Origin of the sequence: Flavobacterium pisciphilum (genome assembly GCF_020905345.1) — a bacterium.
In the GTDB taxonomy this organism is placed as follows: Bacteria; Bacteroidota; Bacteroidia; order Flavobacteriales; family Flavobacteriaceae; genus Flavobacterium; species Flavobacterium pisciphilum.
In genome coordinates this window covers 1,859,205-1,883,004 of the sequence record NZ_JAJJMO010000001.1, presented here as the reverse complement: position 1 = coordinate 1,883,004, position 23,800 = coordinate 1,859,205, and the positions used below count along the sequence as shown (strand labels likewise).

At 35.1% G+C, this 23,800-nt stretch carries 17 protein-coding genes, 2 tRNA genes and 3 rRNA genes; 9 read left to right on the top strand and 13 right to left on the bottom strand.

All coding sequences use genetic code 11. The features are described 5' to 3' along the window. Window positions 1-20: 20 nt before the first annotated feature. From LNQ49_RS07575 to LNQ49_RS07555, 5 genes are all read right to left on the bottom strand, one after another. Window positions 21-230: a hypothetical protein gene (locus LNQ49_RS07575; RefSeq protein ID WP_229988060.1), complete on the bottom strand. Its 210-nt coding sequence runs from the start codon at window positions 228-230 to the stop codon at window positions 21-23. A 26-nt stretch (window positions 231-256) separates the two neighbouring features. After that, the gene (locus LNQ49_RS07570) at window positions 257-685 is read right to left on the bottom strand and encodes a hypothetical protein (protein WP_229988059.1); all 429 of its coding nucleotides are present in this window, start codon (window positions 683-685) and stop codon (window positions 257-259) included. Between the two features lie 438 nt (window positions 686-1,123). Continuing rightward, window positions 1,124-1,792, bottom strand: coding sequence for a response regulator transcription factor (locus LNQ49_RS07565; protein ID WP_229988058.1), 669 nt, complete (start codon window positions 1,790-1,792; stop codon window positions 1,124-1,126). A gap of 10 nt (window positions 1,793-1,802) precedes the next feature. Then, entirely contained in the window at window positions 1,803-3,515 is a 1,713-nt protein-coding gene (locus tag LNQ49_RS07560; protein ID WP_229988057.1) for a tetratricopeptide repeat-containing sensor histidine kinase, read from the bottom strand. A 53-nt stretch (window positions 3,516-3,568) separates the two neighbouring features. After that, window positions 3,569-3,745, bottom strand: coding sequence for a hypothetical protein (locus tag LNQ49_RS07555; protein WP_229988056.1), 177 nt, complete (start codon window positions 3,743-3,745; stop codon window positions 3,569-3,571). Window positions 3,746-4,101: 356 nt separating this feature from the next. Here LNQ49_RS07555 and LNQ49_RS07550 point away from each other — a divergent pair, with 356 nt between their 5' ends. The 3 genes from LNQ49_RS07550 to LNQ49_RS07540 all read left to right on the top strand — a co-directional run bounded on the left by LNQ49_RS07550 (window position 4,102) and on the right by LNQ49_RS07540 (window position 8,044). Continuing rightward, the gene (locus LNQ49_RS07550) at window positions 4,102-5,007 is read left to right on the top strand and encodes a hypothetical protein (RefSeq protein WP_229988055.1); all 906 of its coding nucleotides are present in this window, start codon (window positions 4,102-4,104) and stop codon (window positions 5,005-5,007) included. A 407-nt stretch (window positions 5,008-5,414) separates the two neighbouring features. Beyond that, the gene (locus tag LNQ49_RS07545; protein WP_229988054.1) at window positions 5,415-6,950 is read left to right on the top strand and encodes a sulfatase family protein; all 1,536 of its coding nucleotides are present in this window, start codon (window positions 5,415-5,417) and stop codon (window positions 6,948-6,950) included. Window positions 6,951-7,009: 59 nt separating this feature from the next. Then, a complete protein-coding gene (locus LNQ49_RS07540; protein ID WP_229988053.1) occupies window positions 7,010-8,044 on the top strand; it encodes a hypothetical protein in 1,035 nt (344 codons plus the stop codon). 105 nt (window positions 8,045-8,149) lie between these two features. On the opposite strand, the gene rplT is transcribed toward LNQ49_RS07540, so the two are convergent. The 5 genes from rplT to LNQ49_RS07515 form a co-directional block, all read right to left on the bottom strand. After that, a complete protein-coding gene (gene rplT, locus LNQ49_RS07535; RefSeq protein ID WP_035633036.1) occupies window positions 8,150-8,494 on the bottom strand; it encodes a 50S ribosomal protein L20 in 345 nt (114 codons plus the stop codon). 100 nt (window positions 8,495-8,594) lie between these two features. Continuing rightward, the gene (rpmI, locus tag LNQ49_RS07530; protein WP_007810722.1) at window positions 8,595-8,792 is read right to left on the bottom strand and encodes a 50S ribosomal protein L35; all 198 of its coding nucleotides are present in this window, start codon (window positions 8,790-8,792) and stop codon (window positions 8,595-8,597) included. 99 nt (window positions 8,793-8,891) lie between these two features. Beyond that, on the bottom strand, window positions 8,892-9,446 hold the full coding sequence (infC, locus tag LNQ49_RS07525; RefSeq protein WP_379690543.1) for a translation initiation factor IF-3: 555 nt from the start codon (window positions 9,444-9,446) through the stop codon (window positions 8,892-8,894). A 16-nt stretch (window positions 9,447-9,462) separates the two neighbouring features. After that, window positions 9,463-11,409: a threonine--tRNA ligase gene (gene thrS / locus LNQ49_RS07520; RefSeq protein ID WP_229988052.1), complete on the bottom strand. Its 1,947-nt coding sequence runs from the start codon at window positions 11,407-11,409 to the stop codon at window positions 9,463-9,465. A 190-nt stretch (window positions 11,410-11,599) separates the two neighbouring features. Next, window positions 11,600-12,220, bottom strand: coding sequence for a biopolymer transporter ExbD (locus LNQ49_RS07515; protein WP_229988051.1), 621 nt, complete (start codon window positions 12,218-12,220; stop codon window positions 11,600-11,602). A gap of 1,335 nt (window positions 12,221-13,555) precedes the next feature. Here LNQ49_RS07515 and LNQ49_RS07510 point away from each other — a divergent pair. From LNQ49_RS07510 to rrf, 5 genes are all read left to right on the top strand, one after another. Next, window positions 13,556-15,069, top strand: a 16S ribosomal RNA gene (locus LNQ49_RS07510). 123 nt (window positions 15,070-15,192) lie between these two features. Then, window positions 15,193-15,266, top strand: a tRNA-Ile gene (locus LNQ49_RS07505). Between the two features lie 108 nt (window positions 15,267-15,374). Then, a tRNA-Ala gene (locus LNQ49_RS07500) sits at window positions 15,375-15,448 on the top strand. Window positions 15,449-15,578: 130 nt separating this feature from the next. Continuing rightward, a 23S ribosomal RNA gene (locus tag LNQ49_RS07495) occupies window positions 15,579-18,462 on the top strand. A 146-nt stretch (window positions 18,463-18,608) separates the two neighbouring features. Next, window positions 18,609-18,718, top strand: a 5S ribosomal RNA gene (rrf, locus tag LNQ49_RS07490). The 16S, 23S and 5S rRNA genes sit together here with 2 tRNA genes alongside, the layout of an rRNA operon. Window positions 18,719-19,440: 722 nt before the next feature. Here rrf and LNQ49_RS07485 read toward each other — a convergent pair. Both LNQ49_RS07485 and LNQ49_RS07480 read right to left on the bottom strand, forming a co-directional pair. After that, entirely contained in the window at window positions 19,441-20,148 is a 708-nt protein-coding gene (locus tag LNQ49_RS07485) for a LytR/AlgR family response regulator transcription factor (protein WP_229988050.1), read from the bottom strand. Beyond that, window positions 20,145-21,191: a sensor histidine kinase gene (locus tag LNQ49_RS07480; RefSeq protein WP_229988049.1), complete on the bottom strand. Its 1,047-nt coding sequence runs from the start codon at window positions 21,189-21,191 to the stop codon at window positions 20,145-20,147. Before LNQ49_RS07480 ends, LNQ49_RS07485 begins: the two co-directional genes overlap by 4 nt. A 221-nt stretch (window positions 21,192-21,412) precedes the next feature. Here LNQ49_RS07480 and LNQ49_RS07475 point away from each other — a divergent pair, with 221 nt between their 5' ends. Then, window positions 21,413-22,216 carry a DUF5694 domain-containing protein gene (locus tag LNQ49_RS07475; protein ID WP_229988048.1) on the top strand — a complete coding sequence of 268 codons (804 nt, stop codon included), beginning with the start codon at window positions 21,413-21,415 and terminating at the stop codon, window positions 22,214-22,216. A 75-nt stretch (window positions 22,217-22,291) separates the two neighbouring features. Here the strand turns inward: LNQ49_RS07475 and sucC are convergent, their stop codons facing one another. After that, the gene (sucC, locus tag LNQ49_RS07470) at window positions 22,292-23,485 is read right to left on the bottom strand and encodes an ADP-forming succinate--CoA ligase subunit beta (protein WP_129539508.1); all 1,194 of its coding nucleotides are present in this window, start codon (window positions 23,483-23,485) and stop codon (window positions 22,292-22,294) included. Window positions 23,486-23,800: the final 315 nt, after the last annotated feature.

Here is a 23,800-nt window from a genome sequence, read left to right as displayed (position 1 = left end):
AAAGATTATCCTAGAGTTATTTAGTCTTCCCAGCCACAAAGTGTTAAGCCATATCCTTGTGCTTGTTTTAAACTAACTTTTGTGGTTTGACTTTTGCAAGCGACTAAGCCTCGACAAGATTCGTTATAATGATATTTTTTTGCACCACGTAAACCACAAATATAAACGTTGGTTTCTACGAAATTAAATGACGTTAGTGTAATGAAAAAAATAGATATAATAAATTTCATATTTTTTGATTTAGCGTTAATTCAAATTAATCTACTACAAGATTGTATTCATTTCCGTTTTCATCTATAGCTTTTAATCTTCCATAATTAATCCATTCAGCTTTTATATTAATTTCCTCATCATTATTATTTATAATTACTCCTGCGCCATATTTTTTCTCAATGTTTATAATCCCAGAAACTAGATTTCCATCTTGATCATAACCGCTTACATCATAGGTGTACTCATAACTTCCAGATATACCAGTACGATATTCATATTGGTAATTTATGTCTTTATGGTAGGTTTTTGCTTCCTCTGGAGTGATAGATTTTACATCATCTGGAGTAATAGCTGCTTTATAAAATGGTTGAGGTTTATTTATTTCTACCTTAGGTTGTTCGTTTTTGCATCCTAAGAATCCAAAAGAAAGACTACAGATTAGAACTTTAAATTTAGTAGAGATATTTTTCATTTTATTGATAATATTATAGTAGAGAAAAAATATTTGGTAGTAATCTAGGATTGAATAAGTATTTTAAAACAATTCTATGGATGCTGATAGTCTGTTTGAGCTGGTTATGCTTTTTTGTATCTATCTTTAACAGCAAGAATTAGTAATACAATTTGAAAAATTGTTATTGCTGGAATAAACAGTAATTTCCAGTCTAGTTCAATACATCCTGATATAGTACCTAACATAGTTATTCCATAAGAGAGAAGGAAACAAAGTATTATTGTTTTAAGTACAATTTTGTTTTTTGGAGAGATGCCCTTTGCGAAGTATTTTTTTAATAATAGTATAAAATAATTACTTTTCATGCGATAAGATTTGGTTTGTCAAACTTATAACTATGCAATAAAGTATCCTTACGGAAATCCGTAAGGCGTAAAACATACTATTTAAAAGGGGTTATACTAAACCTAAGTCTTTAGCAATTGCTACAAGATGAGTTGGATTATTGGCTTTGAAGTAAATCTTAAGCTTGTTAAGGCGTTTTTCGATTGTGCTTTTGCTGTTAGGAGTGATTCCCATTTCTTTAAACTTACTCTCCATATTTTCCTGAGATATACCTATAGACAGATATTTGATAAGTTGAATGTCATAATTGTCTATTTCATTTGCAGTTTTGTCACGTAGAATATAGTTTAATTCCTGTGAAAGGTATTTTTCGTCAGAATTAAAAGCATTTTGTACGGCTTTTTTTAATTCAGAAATGCTATTGCGTCCTTTCATTACAAAGCCATTGATATTAAATTTGTCAAACAAAGATTTTATACGGTAGGATTTATCTTCAATAGAAAATGCAATTATTTTTATTTCTGGAAATAATTCTTTTACAGCAGCGATAAGTTCTTCGCCAGATTTTAAGTTATTTACTCTGTGGTCTGGTTTAAAAGACAAATCAGTAATTAATAATTGATAAGGATTATTATCAAAGTGAGCTTTTTTCATTTTAAGTAAGGCATCATCACAATATTTAGCATAATCTATTTCGGGTACACTTAGTTCTCGAAGGACTTGTACAACTGCTATATCATTAAAATCTATATCTTCTGCTATTAAAACTTTTGTAAACATATTACTTGAATTATTTTGGAAATGAAATTTTTACTTTTAATCCTTTATTAGGCTCTGACTCAAAAGTAATAGTTCCTTTTATGTTGTGAATACGGTTTTCCACATTTTTGAGACCATTTTTTAAATTCATTTTCTTACTAAAACCAATTCCATTGTCAGAATATTGTATTTGTATTTGTTTCTCATTTTCGTCAAAACCAATAACAACAAAAGTACATTGGCTGTGTTTTTTCATATTGACAAGTAATTCTTGTAAGACACGGTAAATTGCAATTTTCTTTTCAGATTGAATTTTTGACCAATTAATGTCATTATTATTTTTTATAATTACGTTAGTTTTATCGCCATTATAACTAGATAGTATTTCTTTTAATTCATTTTCGAAGTTTTCTCCAGTATCGATAGTACTGTTCTGTCTTGAAATGTTTCTGGTTCCAGTGTATATAGTATCTAAATTTGAAAGGAGAATTTCTTTGTTTTCAGATGTGGATAGATCTTTAGTCTCTGCTAAAACAATGGTGTGATATACATCATTGGCAAGTTCATCATGTAGTTTTTTAGAAATTCTAGTTTCAGACTCATATATTGCTGCGGTTTTTTCTCGTCTCCCTTTTGTTGTTAAATAGTAATAAAGAAAGTAAATAGATCCTAAAACCAGTCCAATTATAATATATAAGGTTAAGTTTCTGTTTTTAACCTTTTCCAATTGCAATGCATTCTCTGCTTTTTGTGTTTTCAGTTTTAAATTTTCTTCACGATCCAGTTTAGAATCGTATTTTATTTTTGCAAATTGATTTTTAGCTTTCTGTCTGGCTTTAATAATACTATCGTTTATTTTTAAATAAAGGAGAGTTGTTTTTTTTAATTTTTCACCATCAGATTTTTTTATTAATAGTTGTAATGAATGTAGTCGGTCATCAATATTATTGACTTTGGTTGCTTTTTGATAGGCTAAATTTGCATATTTATTTGCGAGATTATTATTTAAGTCCGCATATAATTCAGCAAGATGTAAATAACTTGTGGTTAATCCGAAGTCATCATTTAACTTCTTTCTTATTTCTATTGATTTGTTTATGCATTCTAGTGCTTTTGGGTTACCAGTTTTGAAATAAGAATAACCTAAATTATCCAGTATTCGTGCATGATTTTCAGGATTATCTAAGATGTTTTTCTTTTTACTTAGATTGGAGAGTATATTCTCAGCTTCTTTATGATTGTTTTTTCCTTGGTAAACGACAGCGATATTATTATTTAATATATCTTTTTGCAATTCTACTTCAGCAAATTTAATGGCTTGATTGTAATTGTAAATAGCATCATCATATTCATTTAATCTTTCATAATTTATCCCTAGATTGTTGTAGACAGCACATTTGTAATAATGATTTGTTGTTTTTGTAAAAAAAGGGATGGCTTCCGTTACGCTAGTTTCACTACCAAAATAGTCACCTTGTATTTGCTGAATAACGGTCATTTTTAATAATGAGTAGATTATTTTCTCATTTTCATTTGCATTACAAGCCAGTTTAGATTTGTTGTAATAATAAAATGCACTGTCATATATTTGATTTTCAAAATGTTTGTCAGCTATGGATAAATAATTGCTGTATGCAGTGTTATTTTTTTTTGGCTCAATTAGATCAGATTCTTTTTTGCAAGAAGAGATTGTTAGAATCAAGACTAAAATAAAAATCGGGAAATGGACTTTTTGAAGTTTCATTTCCCGAAAATACTGAAAATTAATTACAATATTCTAGTTGATTTGTAATTGAATTATTTTGGTGGAGGAATTGGTGTTTGACCATTAGAACCACCTCCAGAATCGCCTGGAGTAGTATCGGTTGCGGATACTTTGTTTTTACTTATTGTATCTTCGATATCATCATTTGTACAAGATACGAAAGCCAAATTGGCTGCTATAAAACACGCTACTATAAAAATTCTTTTCATCTTCTTTAGGTTTAAATTTTAGACATAGACCAGCTTGTTCGATTTGAAATCGAAATTTTTTTAGCTGATTTGCAAGCCACATTTTGTGGATTGCTTTGTTAGATTTTTTTCTTGGGAAGTGAAGTGCACAGAGCAGTATGATTTTATTTATACTTCCCGGATAAACTCGGTCTTACGGATTCACGCACTTTTTTAAAGAAGTAGTTTTGTACATTTGTTTTAACCTGCAGATTAAACCGGTAACTAATTCTGAGGCAAAGAAATGTCAGTTTTGGCGGGGCATTGAGGTGGAATTCCAGTAATGCTGGTAATTCTGTTGAGTGCTTTAAAATGTTTAATAATTCCGATAAATGCTTATGAGTAAAATTACTTTTGAAGGATATAAAAGTGCTGTAAAATCAAAATACCAATCTTATAAATTGGAGGAACCTACAGGTATTTTGTTAAATCCTTCACCAGCACAATTGCGTAATTTATGCTTGATTCTTTTTGATAATTCATTATCTGTAAATGATGAAAATACACTTAGAGTATTTTTAAATGTTAAAGAGGGAGAGGATTTAAGAAGAGCTATTGAGAAATTTGAAATTGCTAAGTTTCGACCTATTATTTCTTTTTTGATTGGAGAGAAAGATTCTGATAATAGTGGAAGAATTGAGTTGGCAGCAATTTTAGTCAACTTTGAGAAGAGGCCGTATAACAAATTTTTAAGAAATGAGTTAGCCATTAAGGAAACTAATATTATCCCGGAAGGACCTAGTCAAGACATGATAGATGAAGAATCATTGGTTGATGTTGTTGAAAAGCTGCAACCACGATCTTTTGTTGTGAATTCAACTAATGATACAGTTAGAGGTAAACCTAAGACTAAGATTGTTTATTTAGTTTCGGCTTTTTGTTTATTTGTTCTGATGATGGGTTTAATTGTTTGGAATTTTTACGATAAGAGCGATTGTATGGTTTGGAATAAGGACCATTATGAAGAAGTACCTTGTGAGAAGGTTTCAAATGCTATGTCATTATTGGGGCCTATTGTAGTTAAAAAGGAGAAAGGGCTAATTTCTAATTTCAAAAAGATTAAAGTTTGTGATACTACAAGTTTTTTCAAAATGGGTAAACCTTGTGTTTGGTATGGTAAATCTTTTGATGGTACTTATGAATGTTTTACAGCGCCAGGCTTACATCCAGAAACAGAAAAAACACTAAAGCCTATAACACAGTATATTATTGACAAGCATATTTTAAAAAAGAATGAGAATTAAGTATAAGTCTATTTAAATAATGATCTAATAAAAAAACCAATCGAACGATTGGTTTTTTTGTGTAAATAAATTATGATTGTTGAATATTAAAAGATGTACTTATTTGTAAAACAGGTGTTTATACGTTGTGTGGGTTTGCTTTATTATCGTTACTTTATTCTTAATTACATCCAATAAATTGATTTAAAAAGTCAATTAGATGATTGTTTTATTTGCTCATCTATTAGTTTTTTAAATTGACTTAGTTTCTAAATGAATACCACAATAATATAACTACATCTACTTAAATTTTAAGAAAGTTCCAAAACCACTATTTTTTAGATCATCCCAAATTGATAAATAGATATGTGCTGATACAGGCACATAGGTAATTGCATTTTATTATTTAATAATTTAAACAAGAAGCAATGGACTTAAAAGAAAAACTTAACCAAAAAATTGGCAGACAGCCAGACATCATCCTTATCATTACAGATGAACAACGTGCAACCCAACATTTTCCACCAGGCTGGGAAGAGAAAAATCTCCCAACCCTTACGTTTCTAAAAGAAAATGGATTTAGCTTTGATAGAGCATTTTGTAATACATGTATGTGTTCTCCAAGTAGGGCAACATTATTTACAGGGACTTATCCCGCAAAACATGGAGTAAGTCAAACGCTAACGGAGGGTGGGCTTTTATCTCCACAAGAGCCAACATTGAATACTACTTTGCCAAATATTATGAATGTACTTTGGGCAGATGGATATGATGTGCAATACAGAGGGAAATGGCATATGAGCAAAGGAGTCGCTCCAAATGGTACTAAGACAAATTATGAAAGTTTAACAGCAGCCGATATCTCATTATTTGGCGCAATGGGCTGGATTGCTCCTGATGCCGGTGAAGATGTGAATCCACTTAATTTTGGTGGAGGTTATGCAAATCATGATGCTAGATATACAGCAGAAGCGATACAGTATTTGAGAGAAGTAAAAGCAAAAAGAGCTGCTGGTAAGTATAAACCATATTGCTTAGTCCTTTCACTTGTTAATCCGCATGATGTTTTGGCATATCCTAAATCGGCAGCTACTTCAGGATATCATCCAGATAGTTGGTTGGGCAGAGAAATTGGGCTTCCAACTACAGTTAATGAAAATTTACTTGAGAATAAGAAACCAATGGCACAAGAACAAATTTTAATTAATATGGCTTTAAGCTTAGGAGAAATAGCCACACCAGAAGAAAAGCTGAACTATATTAATTTTTATGGTCATTTGTTGAGTCATGTTGATACAGAAATTGGGTATCTAATAAAAGAATTATATAAGGAAGATGAAAATGGAAAGAAGCTGGCAGATTCAGCAATTGTTACCTTGACATCAGATCATGGAGAAATGGGATTAGCCCATGGAGGATTACGTCAAAAAACTTTTGTTGCATATGAAGAAGCGATAAGAGTTCCGCTTGTGATTTCAAACCCTATTCTGTTTAAAGACCATAGTATCAAACAATCAATGGCATTGGCGACATTAGTAGATATTATGCCTACGTTTTTAGATATTGCTAATGTGTCAAATCCACCTATTGGACTAGCAGGAACTAGTTTGTTACCTATAATGGATAATGGTACAGCTGTTCAGCATAGTATACTGTTTACTTATGATGATATAAAAGCAGGTTCTAATAGTAATTGGACAATTGTAAGAGCAGCCAATCGTATTCGTTGTATTAGAACTGAAAAGTGGAAATATGATTACTATTTCGATGCATCTACTGCTTATTTCAGACAATACGAATTGTATGATTTGGTGAATGATCCATTAGAAATCACTAATCTAGCTTACGATCCAGCATATAATGAGATTAGAAGGGATTTAGAAGAACAATTGCATCAATTAGAAGTCGAAAAACTATGGGTAAATACACCAACAGATGTTTTTAGTACTATAAAGTTTAACTAAGCAAATTTTAAAAGAGTAAATCATAAAGCACAAATTCTAATATTATAAACCTACACATTATGTCACAGAATTTAAATCTCGAAGTTAATACAGTCAGTTATATGGATTTTAATAATCCAGCAGGTCAAACTACTATACAAGGAATTAGAGAAGTTTCAGATTCCGAGAATGTATACATCACAGCTAGTTTACTTGGGCAAAACAATATTGTTCAAGGATTAGTTTATGAAGGAAAGTTAATTGGAAATGGTAGTAGCGGAAAATGGCATGTTGTCAATTTCCCGAGTACAGCATCAGAGGTTGTTACTAATACTTCATGTTATGGGCCTAATAATGGGCCAAATGGAGCCATACAAATTGTTGGTTCATATAAAATATCGTCAAGTACAGGAGGATTGCCAAGTGGAAATCTTGGATTTTATTACGAAGGTCCTTTAGATGGTTCAGGAACCTGGATACGAGTATCGCCTAATAATGGAAATACAAATAATGTTTTTGTTCATAGTATTATGGGAGGAATTGCGGTTGGAAATTATGATATAGAGAATGACAAAAATGGATATGCATTTTTATATAATATTGCAACCAAAGAGTATACAGATTTTAAGTTACCAGATTCAGTAACCAATACTTTGTATGGTATCTGGCATAATGGAGGAGATAGTTATACATTAGCAGGAGGTTATTCAAGTCTTAAATTAGGTAAGATAAGCCAAGCTTTTCTTGTAGATTATAATGCTAAAAATAAAAGTATCAGTAATTTAAAATCATTTAGTTATAAAAATGAAACAGCTTTGTCAATAATTACGCATTTTGAAGGAATTACAGTTTCCAAAGATAATGGATATAATATGCCTGCCGATTGGATAACTTTGAAAGGAGATGGAAATGGTGCGTCATTTGTTTCTGTTAGTCGAAATTCAGATGGGACATTTGGAGAAGCGAATTGGATCGATATAGAGTTCCCAGGTTCAAGCGTAACAAGTGCTAATACGGTATACAAAAATAATGTATTAGGGATTTATGTGGTTAAAGAAGATACAGGTACAAAAGAAATCTCTTCTTTTGTTGCCAAAATTGCTAAGGATAAATAGTTAGGATAGAAGAAGTTTTTCTGTTCACATATTTAAAACAAAAAACCCAATCGAAAGATTGGGTTTTTATATAAGTAAGTAATATAAATTGAGTTTATAAAACGTTTATTTTACTTTATTAAGTACTGCTTTGAAAGCTTCAGGGTGATTCATAGCTAAATCTGCAAGAACTTTACGGTTCAATTCGATTCCGTTAGCTTTTACTTTCCCCATGAATTGAGAATAAGACATTCCTTCCAATCTAGCTCCAGCGTTGATACGTTGAATCCATAATGCACGGAAATTTCTTTTATTCACTTTTCTATCACGGTAAGCGTAGCACATTGCTTTCTCTACCGCATTTTTAGCAACTGTCCAAACGTTTTTACGTCTACCAAAGAAACCTTTGGCTTGCTTCATTATCTTTTTTCTTCTTGCTCTTTTAGCAACTGAATTTACTGATCTTGGCATAATTTTTATGTGTTTTTGTAGCTGGCGTCCCGAATTTAATCAAGGGAACTTATTGGCCAAACTCCAAGGTTATTTTTAAATGTTTTAACCTAAAGAATTATTAGATAATTCTTAATTGTTGTTTGATGCTTTTCATATCTGTTGAGTGAACTAACGCTGAGTGTGTCAAAGCTAATTTACGTTTTTTAGATTTTTTAGTCAAGATGTGACTTTTAAAAGCATGCTTTCTTTTAATCTTTCCAGAACCAGTAACTTTGAAACGTTTCTTGGCGCTAGATTTTGTTTTCATTTTAGGCATTTTTCCTAGTGTTTTAATTTATTCTTACTTACTTATTTTTTTGTTCCAAATTTTAAGCTTCAAGTTCATAACCGAGACTTGCTACTCTGTGACTGAAAACTATTTCTTCTTCTTCGGAGCAATGAACATAATCATTCTCTTTCCTTCAAGAACAGGCATTGCTTCTACTTTACCATATTCTTCAAGATCAGTAGCTAATCTCAATAGTAAAATTTGACCTTGATCTTTATAGATGATAGAACGTCCTTTAAAGAATACAAATGCTTTTAATTTAGCACCCTCTTTAAGGAATTTTTCAGCGTTCTTTCTCTTAAACTCATAATCATGCTCATCAGTCTGAGGACCAAAGCGAATTTCTTTCACTACAACTTGAGTCGATTTTGCTTTCAGGACTTTATCACGTTTCTTTTGTTCGTAAACAAATTTCTTGTAATCCATGATTTTACAAACCGGTGGCTCTGCGTTTGGCGAAATCTCAACTAGATCTAATTCAAATTGATCAGCTAATCTTAGAGCTTCGGCTATTTTATAAACGCCTGGCTCAATGTTTTCGCCTACAAGGCGTACTTCAGGAACACGAATAAGGTTGTTTATTCTGTGTGCATCTTTTTTTTCTACGCGAGGTTGGTAACCTCTGTTGCTTCTTATTGCTATGACTTTATAATTTAAGTTAAACTGTAAATACTTTTAATGTCTTTTTTATTTCTTCGTCTACAATTGCGACAAATTCTTCAATTGTAACTGTGATGTTTCCTTTACCTTCTTGACCATGACGGCGAATAGAAATTGTACCATTTTTCTCCTCTTCCTCACCTACAATCAGCATAAACGGTAGTTTTTGCATTTCTGCATCTCTAATTTTCTTACCTATGGTCTCACTTCTGTTGTCAATTAGGGCGCGAATTTCGTGATTTTCTAGCAAATCTAAAACTTTTTTAGCATATATTTCATATTTCTCGCTCAAAGACAAGATTATAGCCTGTTCAGGCATTAACCAGAGTGGGAAATTTCCTGCAGTATGTTCTAGTAGAATTGCAATGAAGCGTTCCATTGAACCAAAAGGGGCACGGTGAATCATTACAGGTCTATGTAATTCATTGTCAGCTCCTTTGTAAGTAAGTTCAAAACGCTCAGGTAAGTTGTAATCAACTTGGATGGTTCCTAATTGCCATTGTCTTCCTAAGGCGTCTTTTACCATGAAATCAAGTTTTGGACCATAAAAAGCCGCTTCACCATATTCAACCACAGTATTTAAGCCTTTATCAGCTGCTGCATTGATAATAGCATTTTCTGCTTTTTCCCAGTTTTCATCACTACCAATATACTTATCTCTATTTTCTTTATCACGTAAAGAAATTTGAGCAGTAAAGTTTTCAAAGCCTAAAGAACCAAATACGTAAAGAACCAAGTCAATTACTTTTTTGAATTCTTCGTCTAATTGTTCTGGAGTACAGAAAATATGAGCATCATCCTGAGTAAAGCCACGTACACGAGTCAAACCATGTAGTTCACCACTTTGTTCGTATCTGTAAACAGTACCAAATTCAGCATAGCGCTTAGGTAAATCTTTATATGACCAAGGTCTTACATTGTAAATTTCACAGTGATGAGGGCAGTTCATAGGTTTCAATAGAAACTCTTCTCCTTCAGCAGGAGTATGAATAGGTTGAAAACTGTCAGCACCATATTTAGCATAGTGGCCAGAAGTTACATATAGTTCTTTTTGACCAATATGAGGAGTTACAACTTGTTCGTAACCTGCTTTCTTTTGAGCTTTTTTCAAGAATTGTTCTAGTCTATCACGCAAAGCGGCACCCTTAGGTAGCCATAAAGGTAATCCTTGACCAACTTTCTGAGAGAAAGCAAATAATTCAAGTTCTTTACCAAGTTTACGGTGATCACGACGTTTAGCCTCTTCAAGAAGTTCAAGATATTCAGTTAAGTCTTTTTGTTTAGGGAAAGAAGTTCCGTAAACACGAGTTAATTGTTTGTTCTTTTCATCACCTCTCCAATAAGCACCAGCAACACTCATGACTTTCATCGCTTTGATAATTCCAGTATTAGGAATATGACCACCACGACATAAATCAGTAAAAGTAGCATGATCACAGAAAGTGATAGTTCCGTCTTCAAGATTAGAGATTAATTCCGTTTTGTAAACATTGTCCTTGTATAGTTCCAAAGCTTCAGCTTTACTTACAGGACGCATTTTAAATTCGTGTTTCCCTCTAGAAATTTCAAGAACGCGATCTTCGATCTTTTTAAAATCAGCATCAGTTATCTTTTGGTCTCCAAAATCAACATCATAATAAAAACCATTTGAAATTGCAGGTCCTAGAGTTAGTTTAATTCCAGGGAAAAGCTCTTCAAGGGCTTGAGCCATTACGTGAGAAGTCGAATGCCAAAAAGCTTTTTTGCCTTCTGCATCATTCCAAGTATATAGGATAAGACTACCATCGGTCGTCAGTGGAGTTTCGGTTTCAATAGTTGTACCATTAAAAGAAGCCGAAATCACATTTCGGGCAAATCCTTCACTAATGCTTTTCGCAACCTCCATAGGAGTTACGCCAGAAGCGAACTCTCTAACTGACCCATCGGGTAAAGTAATCTTAATCATTGTTTATAATTTTATGAATGCAAATATAATATTAATCTAATAAAATGTATGGTCAAAGTTTATAATGTGTGATTATTTCTGTAGGTATTTTGTCAAAGAAATGATTTTTGTTTTTTATGATTATAAGTTACTAATAAGATTGTGTCTATGAAAGTTGGTTAGTGTTAGATTGATTGTTGATAGGGGGAGGTTACATTGAGCTTCTTAGATTGGTAATTAAGTTGAAACTATTGATGTCTTGACTTTGTAATATGTCCATTACTTTTTTAGCTATTGGGTAATATTCGTTAGCATCACCTTTAATTGCAAATTCTAATTTTCCATTATTTACTTCGTTTGCGGCAATATGAGCTTCTTTTATCCAGTCATAGAGTTCTGATGGTTTGGAATTAATAGAATCACTAGGTATTCCGCTATGTTGAGATAATTCCAGTCTGTTGCTTGGTTTTAAGTTTAGAACTTGTTTTAACTGAGAAAGTGGAATCCCATGTTCTTCCATTTCAATAAAATTTGACTTTTCGTTTTCTGAAAGTATAACGCCGTATTTTTCAGACATTCTCTCTAGGGTTCTTTTCTTTATGTTTTGATTGTTGATTTGGAAGAATATTTTTCCTTGTCCAATAGATATAATGGCAGTTTCTTTTGGTAGTTCGGTAATGGATTTGGCTAGTGGTAAATCGATGGGTAGGATTTCTGGTTTTTTTGGTTGAGCTGTAAGTATTAAAAAAGTTAACAATAGAAAAGCTATGTCTACCATTGCAGTCATGTCAATATCGAGACTTTTTTTGTTTTGGAATTTTTTCTTTTTCATTTGTTTTTATTTAATTTATTATGATATTTCTTTGAATGTTAATGTTTGCAGGTTTTATTATAGGTATGAATGTTTTATTTAGGCTATTAAATGGGTTTGGATGTTCTTTGTTTCTATATATTTTCGTTATTAAGAAATATTAGGTTGCTTGTGTTAGGAGTAATTGTTCAGGAGTAATATTTTTGATTGTATTATATTAAAGACAAAAGTATATTGATTAACTTTTTTTCTATTGGACATATGTCTATAAAGCAAGTTGTGTCTAGAAGTATTATGGTATTATGATAGAAGAGGAGTTAGTTTTTTTTCTGCTGTATTGATTTGTAGTGGTGAGATTATATAGTTTTGTTGGTTGTGTGGTTTGTGAAGGTGTCTATATGGTTATTTTTCTATGTATATTAAAAATGGGGTTGTCTAGATTTACTATCATACTTTCAAATCTTTTATGCCGAACTCCAGTATAAAAGGATTTTCACTTCTATTGAGGCTAACGTAGTGGCTTTTGTAGAGGATGTGGTAGGGAGGAGGAGGATATGTGTGTCTAGTTGTTAGTGAGTAGTGTTATAAGGATGGGTATTTGTTATAGACTATGCGAGTTTAGTAAGTAAATCGGGATTACTGATTGTACCTTATATATAAGGAGGAGATTATTTCTGTTTGGGTTTAGAGATTGTTTAAAACAGGTTTTGTTGTAGGTTGTTGTTGGGAAATTGCTCTTTTTGATGAAAACTACTTAATAATGATGCTTAGTGTTGGTTCTTTTTTGCTAAAATCATATCGATATACAGAAAAACCCCACAAAACACAAAAACAAAGAGTTTGTAAAGTTGGTGTTATCAGATGGTTAAGACTTAAAGCTAAAATAAACTAAAAATAGTGATTGAAAAGTATTGTTTATCTAGATAAAGGTGGTAGTTTTGCACCCGCAACAAACAAAAACGTTCATCTGAAATACTGACAAGAGACTTTAATCAAACGGAAAATTTTTCCTGAAAAAAGATTAAAAAAAGCTTGTGAGTTTGGAAAACGAAAGTTACATTTGCACCCCGCAAAACACGGAGTTCTTTGAAATACTGCTAAGATTTACGAATGATTTTTAAGAGAAAAATTTCTTAAAAAAAACTTCAAAAAAGTCTTGCCAGTTAAAAACAAGTTCACTACTTTTGCACCCGCTTTGAGAAACAAGCGACACAAATAAAAAGAACACGTTCCTAGACATATTGAATTGACAGCCGTTTCGAAAGAGATTTCGAAACACAGAATAAAGAGTAATAGAATCGCAAGATTTGAATATAACCGATAGAATCATTAGTCGCAATATAATATAAAAAATATACGATGAAGAGTTTGATCCTGGCTCAGGATGAACGCTAGCGGCAGGCTTAACACATGCAAGTCGAGGGGTATGCTTCTTCGGAAGCAGAGACCGGCGCACGGGTGCGTAACGCGTATGCAATCTACCTTTTACAGAGGGATAGCCCAGAGAAATTTGGATTAATACCTCATAGCATAGCAACTTCGCATGAAGTCACTATTAAAGTCACAACGGTAAAAGATGAGCATGCGTCCCATTAGCTAGTTGGTAAGGTAACGGCTTACCAAGGCTACGATGGGTAGGGGTCCTGAGAGGGAGATCCCCCACACTGGTACTGAGACACGGACCAGACTCCTACGGGAGGCAGCAGTGAGGAATATTGGACAATGGGCGCAAGCCTGATCCAGCCATGCCGCGTGCAGGATGACGGTCCTATGGATTGTAAACTGCTTTTATACAGGAAGAAACCCTGGTTCGTGAACCAGCTTGACGGTACTGTAAGAATAAGGATCGGCTAACTCCGTGCCAGCAGCCGCGGTAATACGGAGGATCCAAGCGTTATCCGGAATCATTGGGTTTAAAGGGTCCGTAGGCGGTTTAGTAAGTCAGTGGTGAAAGCCCATCGCTCAACGGTGGAACGGCCATTGATACTGCTAAACTTGAATTATTAGGAAGTAACTAGAATATGTAGTGTAGCGGTGAAATGCTTAGAGATTACATGGAATACCAATTGCGAAGGCAGGTTACTACTAATTGATTGACGCTGATGGACGAAAGCGTGGGTAGCGAACAGGATTAGATACCCTGGTAGTCCACGCCGTAAACGATGGATACTAGCTGTTGGGAGCAATCTCAGTGGCTAAGCGAAAGTGATAAGTATCCCACCTGGGGAGTACGTTCGCAAGAATGAAACTCAAAGGAATTGACGGGGGCCCGCACAAGCGGTGGAGCATGTGGTTTAATTCGATGATACGCGAGGAACCTTACCAAGGCTTAAATGTAGTTTGACCGATTTGGAAACAGATTTTTCGCAAGACAAATTACAAGGTGCTGCATGGTTGTCGTCAGCTCGTGCCGTGAGGTGTCAGGTTAAGTCCTATAACGAGCGCAACCCCTGTTGTTAGTTGCCAGCGAGTCATGTCGGGAACTCTAACAAGACTGCCAGTGCAAACTGTGAGGAAGGTGGGGATGACGTCAAATCATCACGGCCCTTACGCCTTGGGCTACACACGTGCTACAATGGCCGGTACAGAGAGCAGCCACTGGGCGACCAGGAGCGAATCTATAAAACCGGTCACAGTTCGGATCGGAGTCTGCAACTCGACTCCGTGAAGCTGGAATCGCTAGTAATCGGATATCAGCCATGATCCGGTGAATACGTTCCCGGGCCTTGTACACACCGCCCGTCAAGCCATGGAAGCTGGGGGTGCCTGAAGTCGGTGACCGCAAGGAGCTGCCTAGGGTAAAACTGGTAACTAGGGCTAAGTCGTAACAAGGTAGCCGTACCGGAAGGTGCGGCTGGAACACCTCCTTTCTAGAGCCTTAGTGTTAGCATTTATGCACGCTAGGGAAAGAAGACGAAATGTCTATTTGTTACATCTCTAAAGATTATATTACTCTGCTGTTAGTTCAAATAATACAATTTAAGTAAAAACAGAGTCTCGTAGCTCAGCTGGTTAGAGTACTACACTGATAATGTAGGGGTCGGCAGTTCGAGTCTGCCCGGGACTACTATTTTAAACTTAAAAAAAAGGAAATTCTAGAAGTTGGAATTCACCAAAAGAAATTGAATCTGAAATAGGGTTTAAAATCTGAATTCAAAATTCTAAAATTGAAATTGGGGGATTAGCTCAGCTGGCTAGAGCGCCTGCCTTGCACGCAGGAGGTCAACGGTTCGACTCCGTTATTCTCCACTATTCCGAAAGGAAAAAAGTTCATTGACATATTGAGATAAGAAAATAATAAAAAGTAGAAAGCATTTTTTATTGACGGTAGTAATACTGTAAATAAAGAAAACGGTCTTAATTAATTTTAAGGCTGGTACAATAAGCAAAATAAGGGCGTATGGGGGATGCCTTGGCTCTCAGAGGCGATGAAAGGCGTGATAAGCTGCGAAAAGTTACGGGGATCGGCACACACGAATTGATCCGTAAATACCTGAATGGGGCAACCCACTATGTTGAAGACATAGTACACCGATAGGTGGGCAAACCCGCTGAACTGAAACATCTAAGTAGGCGGAGGAGAAGAAAACAAAAGTGATTCCGTAAGTAGTGGCGAGCGAACGCGGATTAGCCCAAACCAATGTTGTTACGGCAATGTTGGGGTTGTAGGACCACGACATTTCTTGCACAAAGAATTAGAATCTACTGGAAAGTAGAACCATAGAGGGTGATAGTCCCGTATAGGTAATGAGTGTAAAGGATAGTGGTATCCTGAGTAGGGCGGGGCACGTGAAACCCTGTCTGAATTTGGCGGGACCATCCGCTAAGGCTAAATACTCCTGAGAGACCGATAGTGAACCAGTACCGTGAGGGAAAGGTGAAAAGAACCGTGAATAACGGAGTGAAATAGATCCTGAAACCATACGCTTACAAGCGGTCGGAGCCCTTTCGTGGGGTGACGGCGTGCCTTTTGCATAATGAGCCTACGAGTTAACGTTGCTGGCAAGGATAAGTGGTTAAGCCACGGATCCGTAGCGAAAGCGAGTCTGAATAGGGCGCTTTAGTCAGTAGTGTTAGACGCGAAACCGTGTGATCTACCCATGGGCAGGTTGAAGCTGTGGTAACACACAGTGGAGGACCGAACCGGTTGACGTTGAAAAGTCTTCGGATGACCTGTGGGTAGGGGTGAAAGGCCAATCAAACTCGGAAATAGCTCGTACTCCCCGAAATGCATTTAGGTGCAGCGCTGAATTTAAAGTTATATAGAGGTAGAGCTACTGATTGGATGCGGGGGCTTCACCGCCTACCAATTCCTGACAAACTCCGAATGCTATATAATGTTTCTCAGCAGTGAGGGCTTGGGTGCTAAGGTCCAAGTCCGAGAGGGAAAGAACCCAGACCATCAGCTAAGGTCCCCAAATATATGTTAAGTTGAAAGAACGAGGTTTGTCTGCCCAGACAGCTAGGATGTTGGCTTGGAAGCAGCCATTCATTTAAAGAGTGCGTAACAGCTCACTAGTCGAGCGGACGAGCATGGATAATAATCGGGCATAAACATATTACCGAAGCTATGGATTTTGACTTAGGTCAAAGTGGTAGGGGAGCATTCTAACAGGGTTGAAGGTGTATCGTAAGGTATGCTGGACTGGTTAGAAAAGAAAATGTAGGCATAAGTAACGATAATGCGGGCGAGAAACCCGCACACCGAAAGACTAAGGTTTCCACAGCTATGCTAATCAGCTGTGGGTTAGTCGGGACCTAAGGCGAACCCGAAAGGGACAGTCGATGGACCACGGGTTAATATTCCCGTACTACTTATTACTGTGATGGGGTGACGGAGTGATGAAAGCGCCGCGAACTGACGGAATAGTTCGTTGAAGTACCTACCTATAAGCTGTGCAGGCAAATCCACACGGCTTGGGGAAATACGATAGTACTCGGAGACTTCGGTCAAAGAGATAGTGCGCCTAAGGGCTTCCAAGAAAAACCTCTAAACTTCAGGTAATAAGTACCCGTACCGCAAACCGACACAGGTAGTCGAGGAGAGAATCCTAAGGTGCTCGAGAGATTCATGGCTAAGGAATTAGGCAAAATAGACCTGTAACTTCGGGAGAAAGGTCGCCAGCAGCAATGCTGGCCGCAGTGAAGAGGTCCAGGCGACTGTTTATCAAAAACACAGGGCTCTGCAAAATCGTAAGATGAAGTATAGGGCCTGACACCTGCCCGGTGCTGGAAGGTTAAGAGGAGATGTTATCTTCGGAGAAGCATTGAATTGAAGCCCCAGTAAACGGCGGCCGTAACTATAACGGTCCTAAGGTAGCGAAATTCCTTGTCGGGTAAGTTCCGACCTGCACGAATGGTGTAACGATCTGGACACTGTCTCAGCCATGAGCTCGGTGAAATTGTAGTAGCGGTGAAGATGCCGCTTACCCGCAGTGGGACGAAAAGACCCTGTGCACCTTTACTATAGCTTAGTATTGACCTTGGATAAATGATGTGTAGGATAGGTTGGAGACTGTGAAGTGGCGTCGCTAGGCGTTGTGGAGTCATTGTTGAAATACAACCCTTTGTTTATCTGAGGCCTAACCCCGCGTTGCGGGGGACATTGCTTGGTGGGTAGTTTGACTGGGGTGGTCGCCTCCAAAAGAGTAACGGAGGCTTCTAAAGGTTCCCTCAGTACGCTTGGTAACCGTGCGTAGAGTGCAATGGCATAAGGGAGCTTGACTGAGAGACATACAGGTCGATCAGGTACGAAAGTAGAGCATAGTGATCCGGTGGTTCCGCATGGAAGGGCCATCGCTCAAAGGATAAAAGGTACGCCGGGGATAACAGGCTGATCTCCCCCAAGAGCTCATATCGACGGGGGGGTTTGGCACCTCGATGTCGGCTCGTCACATCCTGGGGCTGGAGAAGGTCCCAAGGGTTGGGCTGTTCGCCCATTAAAGTGGCACGCGAGCTGGGTTCAGAACGTCGTGAGACAGTTCGGTCTCTATCTACTGTGGGCGCAAGAAATTTGAGTGGATCTGATTCTAGTACGAGAGGACCGAATTGGACAAACCTCTAGTGTATCTGTTGTTCCGCCAGGAGCACCGCAGAGTAGCTACGTTTGGAAGGGATAAGCGCTGAAAGCATATAAGCGCGAAACCCACCACAAGATGAGATTTCTTTTAAGGATCGTGGGAGATGACCACGTTGATAGGCTATAGATGTAAAGGCAGTAATGTCATAGTCGAGTAGTACTAATAATCCGTAAGCTTATGTACGCTTTTCCCCACACTTCGGTGTGGGGGAGAAACTTTCTAATAGTATTTATGTTTCTTTATCTCAGTATGTTAAGATATTGTTTGATTGGTTGTTATCCTAGATGATAACAAACGATTGAAAAGTTGTCCAAAGCAACTAACGACCTTAAGGTGGTTATTGCGGCGGGGCTCACCTCTTCCCATCCCGAACAGAGTAGTTAAGCCCGCCTGCGCAGATGGTACTGCAGTTATGTGGGAGAGTATGTCGTCGCCTTTCTTTAGAATCCTCATCATGAATTTGATGGGGATTTTTTTTGTTTTAAACTTTTTTTAGAAAGGGACAAAGGTTCTTTTAAGCCTCTGAGGTACTGAGGCTCTAAGGTGCTAAGTTTTATAAGCATAGTGACAAAGTTCTCTCCCCAAACTTGTCATTCCGACAAAGGAGGAATCGCACAAAGAAGCTAACACAAAGTAAGTTAATTTTAAAAGAGACAAAGGTTCTTTTAAGGCTCTGAGATACTGAGGCTCTAAGGTGCTAAGTTTTATAAGGATAGTGACAAAGTTCTCTCCCCAAACTTGTTATTCCAACGTAGGAGGAATCGCATTTTTAAAAAGTGACAAAGGTTCAGAGTAGTATAGGTTCTTTTAAGGCTCTTGAGGCTCTAAGGTGCTAAGTTTTATAAGAATAGTGACAAAGTTCTCTCCCCAAACTTGTCATTCCGACGAAGGAGGAATCGCATTTTTAAAAAGTGGCAAAGGTTCAGAGTAGCAAAGGAGCAAAGGGTTCTGGGTTGTAGAGCTTTTTTAGTCGCAAACTTGTCATTCTGACAAAGGAGGAATCACATTTTTAAAAAGTGGTAAAGGTTTTTTTAAGGCTCTGAGGTACTGAGGCTCTAAGGTGCTAAGTTTTATAAGCATAGTGACAAAGTTTTCTCCCCAAACTTGTCATTCCAACGAAGGAGGAATTACATAAAGTAGTAAACAGAAAGTATGTTAAAGCTATATTTTATTTTTATCAATTTGGATAAAAAAAGCATCCTTGTACGTAGCTCCAATAGGTAATTCTTTAGAATTAATAAAAACCGAAAAGTTATCTGTAGATTCAATTTGTTTAAAAGCGACTACGTATGATTTGTGAATTTGAATAAAATCATTTTCAGGTAAAGACTCGATTATGTTTTTTAAAGAAGAATGTGTGATAATTTGTTGTTTAGAAGTATGGATGCAAACGTAATTTTGAAGACTTTCTAAATATAATATATCTCTTAAAAGTAATTTCTGAAATTTATTCTTACCATCAGTTTTTATAAATACAAATTCAGATGTAGTATTAGTGTTTGTGGTTTCTATTTTAGAATCAGGGTTTAATTTTGATACAGCTTGATAAAAGCGTTCAAAGGCAATCGGTTTTAATAAATAGTCAACAGCATTTAGTTCATAGCCTTCTAGTGCAAAATCAGGGTAAGCAGTTGTAAAAATAATTTTGACTTCTTTAGAAAGAATCTTGGAAAGTTGTAATCCTGTTAATTGTGGCATTTGGATATCTAGAAAAACCACATCAACTTTATTTGAATTTATAAATTCTAAAGCTTTTAATGAATCATTAAAAATTCCAATTTCTTCAAGAAAAGATACTTTTTCAACATAGTTTTTTAAAATACGAGTTGCAGGTGGTTCATCATCAACAATTATACATTTGAATTTCATAGACTATTTTTTAAAGGTACTTTTAAGTAAGTCTTAAAGGTATTGTTTTTTGATATTTTATTTAAAGTATATTTATTACTGTAGGTGTATTCTAATCGCTTGGTTAGGTTCTTAAAACCTATTCCAGTTGAAGAATAGTTTTCGCTCTCAGTGAAGTAATTAAAGGTAGTAATCTCTAGGAATTCCTTATTGATAGTTATTGAAATAATAGCTTTCTCATCTGCATTGTTTAGTTTTCCATGTTTGAATACATTCTCTATAAAATGAATTAATACAGATGGAAGTATCTTCTCAATGTTGCAATCTCCCTCTATAGAGAAATCCAAATGAAGCTGATCTTCAAATCTTTTTTGCTGTAAATGAATGTAGTTTTTAATAAATTGAATTTCTTTTGAAAGCAAAGCCTCGTCTTTATCGGTTTCAGTAATCACATAACGAAGCAAATCAGATAGTATTAATATGTCAGAAGCAATTTCATCATCTTTACCTATTAATTGACTGTAAAAAGAGTTTAAAGTATTAAATAAGAAATGTGGACTTACTTGTGATTTTAACATTTGAAATTCGGCTTTTTTGTTTTCTAAAAGCAATTGTTGATTCTGTTTTTGAGTTTCTTGAAATTGCCAAAATAAGAAGCTCAATGTGCTTAAAACTACCGCTGGTAATCCGAAGAAAAAATTATCTCTGATATAGTATGTTATTTCCCTTGTTGTTTCGGCGTAATTATGAATTCCTATTATTTCAAAAATAATGATTTCTTGTAGGAGATAGCGAAATCCAGAAAAGATCAATAATGAAATTGGTATACTTAAAAAATAGAGAAGTATTTTTTGCTTATTTAAAAACCAATTGCAAAAGGTATAAAAATTAATAAGATAAACTATGAAAATGGCTAATATATAGCCTATGTTGAACATGAAGCTGTTTTTATTGAAGACGAATTCCAATTTTTGGTTGGTTATGCCAATTTCCCATAAGGTAAAGATTATAAATAATCCTATAAAAAGATAGATATGGTAATAGAAAGGAATTTTTAGCTTCATGGTGAGGGCTTTATTATTTCAAAAATACAACTATGACTTTGATTGAAAATCATATTTATATAAAACCTTTATTTTTTGGGATGAACGGTTAGAAATGGTATATGAATATCTTTTAAGTACAGTTTCTGAATGTTTGTAATCTGAAATTTGGTGTTTGTCAAAAAAGAAAAAATCATTAGAAATGCTCTTATATTTTTGTTGTGAATTTAAAACAAATCATCATGAAAAAAATCGCTTTATTATTTGCCTTTATTATTGTATTCAGCAATGCTTTTGCTCAAACTAAGAAAAAACAAATTTTATTAATTGGAAGTTTCCATTTTGAAAACCCAGGACTAGATGTGGCTAAAGTGAATACTTTTAATGTTATGACAGATAAAAGTCAGAAGGAACTTGAGAGTATTACAGACAAAATCAAAAAATTTGGTCCAGATAAAATTTTTGTAGAATGGGATTATAAGAAACAAGATAAGCTAGATAAATTTTATGCTAAAAACACGGATAGTTTACTTCGTGAAAAAGCCAATGAAATAGTGCAATTGGCATTAAGAGCTGCTAAGAAATTAGGACATAAACAGCTTTTTGCGATTGATTATAATCAAACTAATTTTCCTTATGATAGTTTATTGACTGGTATGAAAGAAGCGAATCAATTGGATTTATTAAAAAGAAATGAAGTGCTAATGGCGGATTATGAAAAATCACAAAATGAAAAAATTTCTAAATATACTTTAACTAAGCTTCTTTTGGATTTGAATTCAAAAAAATCAATTGCAGAAGATCTCGAATGGTATATTGGAACGGCTAATAGAGCTGGTAAAAATGATAATTTTGTAGGTTCCTATTTGGTTTCAGAATGGTATCGAAGAAATCTTTATATGTATTCTTTAGTTCAAAAGCTTACAGATGCTAAGGATAATAAGGTAGTGGTTTTATTAGGAGCTAGTCATGCGGCAATGATAAGAGAATTTATAAAATATGACCCTAATTTTGAAATAATAGAGTTGGAGACAATTTTGAAATAGTTGTGAATCTAAAGCAAAAAAAAAATCCTAAGCATATGCTTAGGATTTTTTATATAAAATTGGTTTCTTAAATAATTAAGAAAGTGCAGCTTTAACTTGGTCAGCAGCTTCTTGAAATTCTACAGCTGATAAAATTGGCATTCCAGAGTTATCAATTAATTCTTTTGCAATAGCAGCATTTGTACCTTGTAAACGAACAATGATTGGCACTTTAATAGCGTCTCCCATGTTTTTGTAAGCATCTACAACTCCTTGAGCAACACGGTCACAACGAACGATTCCTCCAAAGATGTTGATTAATATAGCTTTTACATTAGGATCTTTTAAAATAATACGGAAAGCAGTCTCAACACGTTTTGCATCAGCAGTACCACCTACGTCAAGGAAGTTTGCAGGCTCAAAACCAGCATACTTAATTAAATCCATAGTAGCCATTGCTAATCCAGCTCCGTTTACCATGCATCCTACAGTACCGTCAAGATCTACATAGTTTAAGCCAACTTCTTTAGCTTCAACTTCAATTGGATTCTCCTCACGGATATCACGCATTTCAGCATACTTTGGTTGTCTGTATAGTGCATTATCATCGATATTAACTTTAGCATCAACAGCTAAAATTTTATTATCTGAAGTTTTTAATACTGGGTTGATTTCAAACATAGAAGCATCAGAACCAATATATGCATTGTATAATGAGTCAATAAATTTAACCATTTCTTTAAAAGCATTTCCAGAAAGACCTAAGTTAAAGGCAATTCTTCTTGCTTGAAAACCTTGTAATCCTACAGATGGATCTACTTCTTCAGTAAAGATTAAGTGTGGTGTGTGCTCAGCAACTTCTTCAATATCCATTCCACCTTCAGTAGAATACATAATCATGTTACGACCTGTACCTCTATTCAATAAAACAGAAACGTAAAATTCAGAAGTTTCGCTTTCACCAGGATAGTAAACATCTTCGGCAACTAAAATTTTATTTACTTTTTTACCCTCAGCAGAAGTTTGAGGTGTAATCAATTGCATTCCGATGATTTGTTCAGCTATTTCTTCAACTTGTTGTAAGTTTTTAGCTAACTTAACTCCACCACCTTTTCCACGTCCACCTGCGTGAATTTGTGCTTTAATAACGTGCCATCCTGTTCCAGTCTCAGCAGTTAATTGTTTTGCAGCAGCTACAGCTTCAACCGCATTATTAGCTACAATTCCGCGTTGAATGCGTACTCCGTAACTAGCTAAAATTTCTTTTCCTTGATATTCGTGTATGTTCATAATATAGAATTTGTCTGGTTCTGAATTAATTTCAGAATAAAAGTGGGACAAAAATAGCAAAAATCAACTTTAAAAAGAAATCTTTTTGGAATAAAAAGCAAGACTTATTTTGCTCCACGATTTCTTTAAAATTAATTGAAAATTTGAGTTAAATAATTGTGTAAAGAATGTTAAATCAAAGACACTATATCGTTTGAGATTTAACATAAAATAGTGCTGATTTTAAGGTATAATGGCTGTTTTGTCTATAAAAATGAAATCCGCATTATGATTTTGTCAATTCGGGGTGGGTTAAATAATGTTTTTGATAATTTA

What these genes read in the sequence shown, in the direction of transcription:
- LNQ49_RS07545 (WP_229988054.1), top strand. Translation starts at nt 5,415, where the DNA reads ATGGACTTAAAAGAAAAACTTAACCAAAAAATTGGCAGACAGCCAGAC.
- LNQ49_RS07570 (WP_229988059.1), bottom strand. Translation starts at nt 685, where the DNA reads ATGAAAAATATCTCTACTAAATTTAAAGTTCTAATCTGTAGTCTTTCT.
- LNQ49_RS07550 (WP_229988055.1), top strand. Translation starts at nt 4,102, where the DNA reads ATGAGTAAAATTACTTTTGAAGGATATAAAAGTGCTGTAAAATCAAAA.
- LNQ49_RS07565 (WP_229988058.1), bottom strand. Translation starts at nt 1,792, where the DNA reads ATGTTTACAAAAGTTTTAATAGCAGAAGATATAGATTTTAATGATATA.
- LNQ49_RS07515 (WP_229988051.1), bottom strand. Translation starts at nt 12,220, where the DNA reads ATGAAAAAGAAAAAATTCCAAAACAAAAAAAGTCTCGATATTGACATG.
- LNQ49_RS07555 (WP_229988056.1), bottom strand. Translation starts at nt 3,745, where the DNA reads ATGAAAAGAATTTTTATAGTAGCGTGTTTTATAGCAGCCAATTTGGCT.
- LNQ49_RS07480 (WP_229988049.1), bottom strand. Translation starts at nt 21,191, where the DNA reads ATGAAGCTAAAAATTCCTTTCTATTACCATATCTATCTTTTTATAGGA.
- thrS (WP_229988052.1), bottom strand. Translation starts at nt 11,409, where the DNA reads ATGATTAAGATTACTTTACCCGATGGGTCAGTTAGAGAGTTCGCTTCT.
- LNQ49_RS07485 (WP_229988050.1), bottom strand. Translation starts at nt 20,148, where the DNA reads ATGAAATTCAAATGTATAATTGTTGATGATGAACCACCTGCAACTCGT.
- sucC (WP_129539508.1), bottom strand. Translation starts at nt 23,485, where the DNA reads ATGAACATACACGAATATCAAGGAAAAGAAATTTTAGCTAGTTACGGA.
- LNQ49_RS07575 (WP_229988060.1), bottom strand. Translation starts at nt 230, where the DNA reads ATGAAATTTATTATATCTATTTTTTTCATTACACTAACGTCATTTAAT.
- rpmI (WP_007810722.1), bottom strand. Translation starts at nt 8,792, where the DNA reads ATGCCTAAAATGAAAACAAAATCTAGCGCCAAGAAACGTTTCAAAGTT.
- rplT (WP_035633036.1), bottom strand. Translation starts at nt 8,494, where the DNA reads ATGCCAAGATCAGTAAATTCAGTTGCTAAAAGAGCAAGAAGAAAAAAG.
- LNQ49_RS07540 (WP_229988053.1), top strand. Translation starts at nt 7,010, where the DNA reads ATGTCACAGAATTTAAATCTCGAAGTTAATACAGTCAGTTATATGGAT.
- LNQ49_RS07560 (WP_229988057.1), bottom strand. Translation starts at nt 3,515, where the DNA reads ATGAAACTTCAAAAAGTCCATTTCCCGATTTTTATTTTAGTCTTGATT.
- LNQ49_RS07475 (WP_229988048.1), top strand. Translation starts at nt 21,413, where the DNA reads ATGAAAAAAATCGCTTTATTATTTGCCTTTATTATTGTATTCAGCAAT.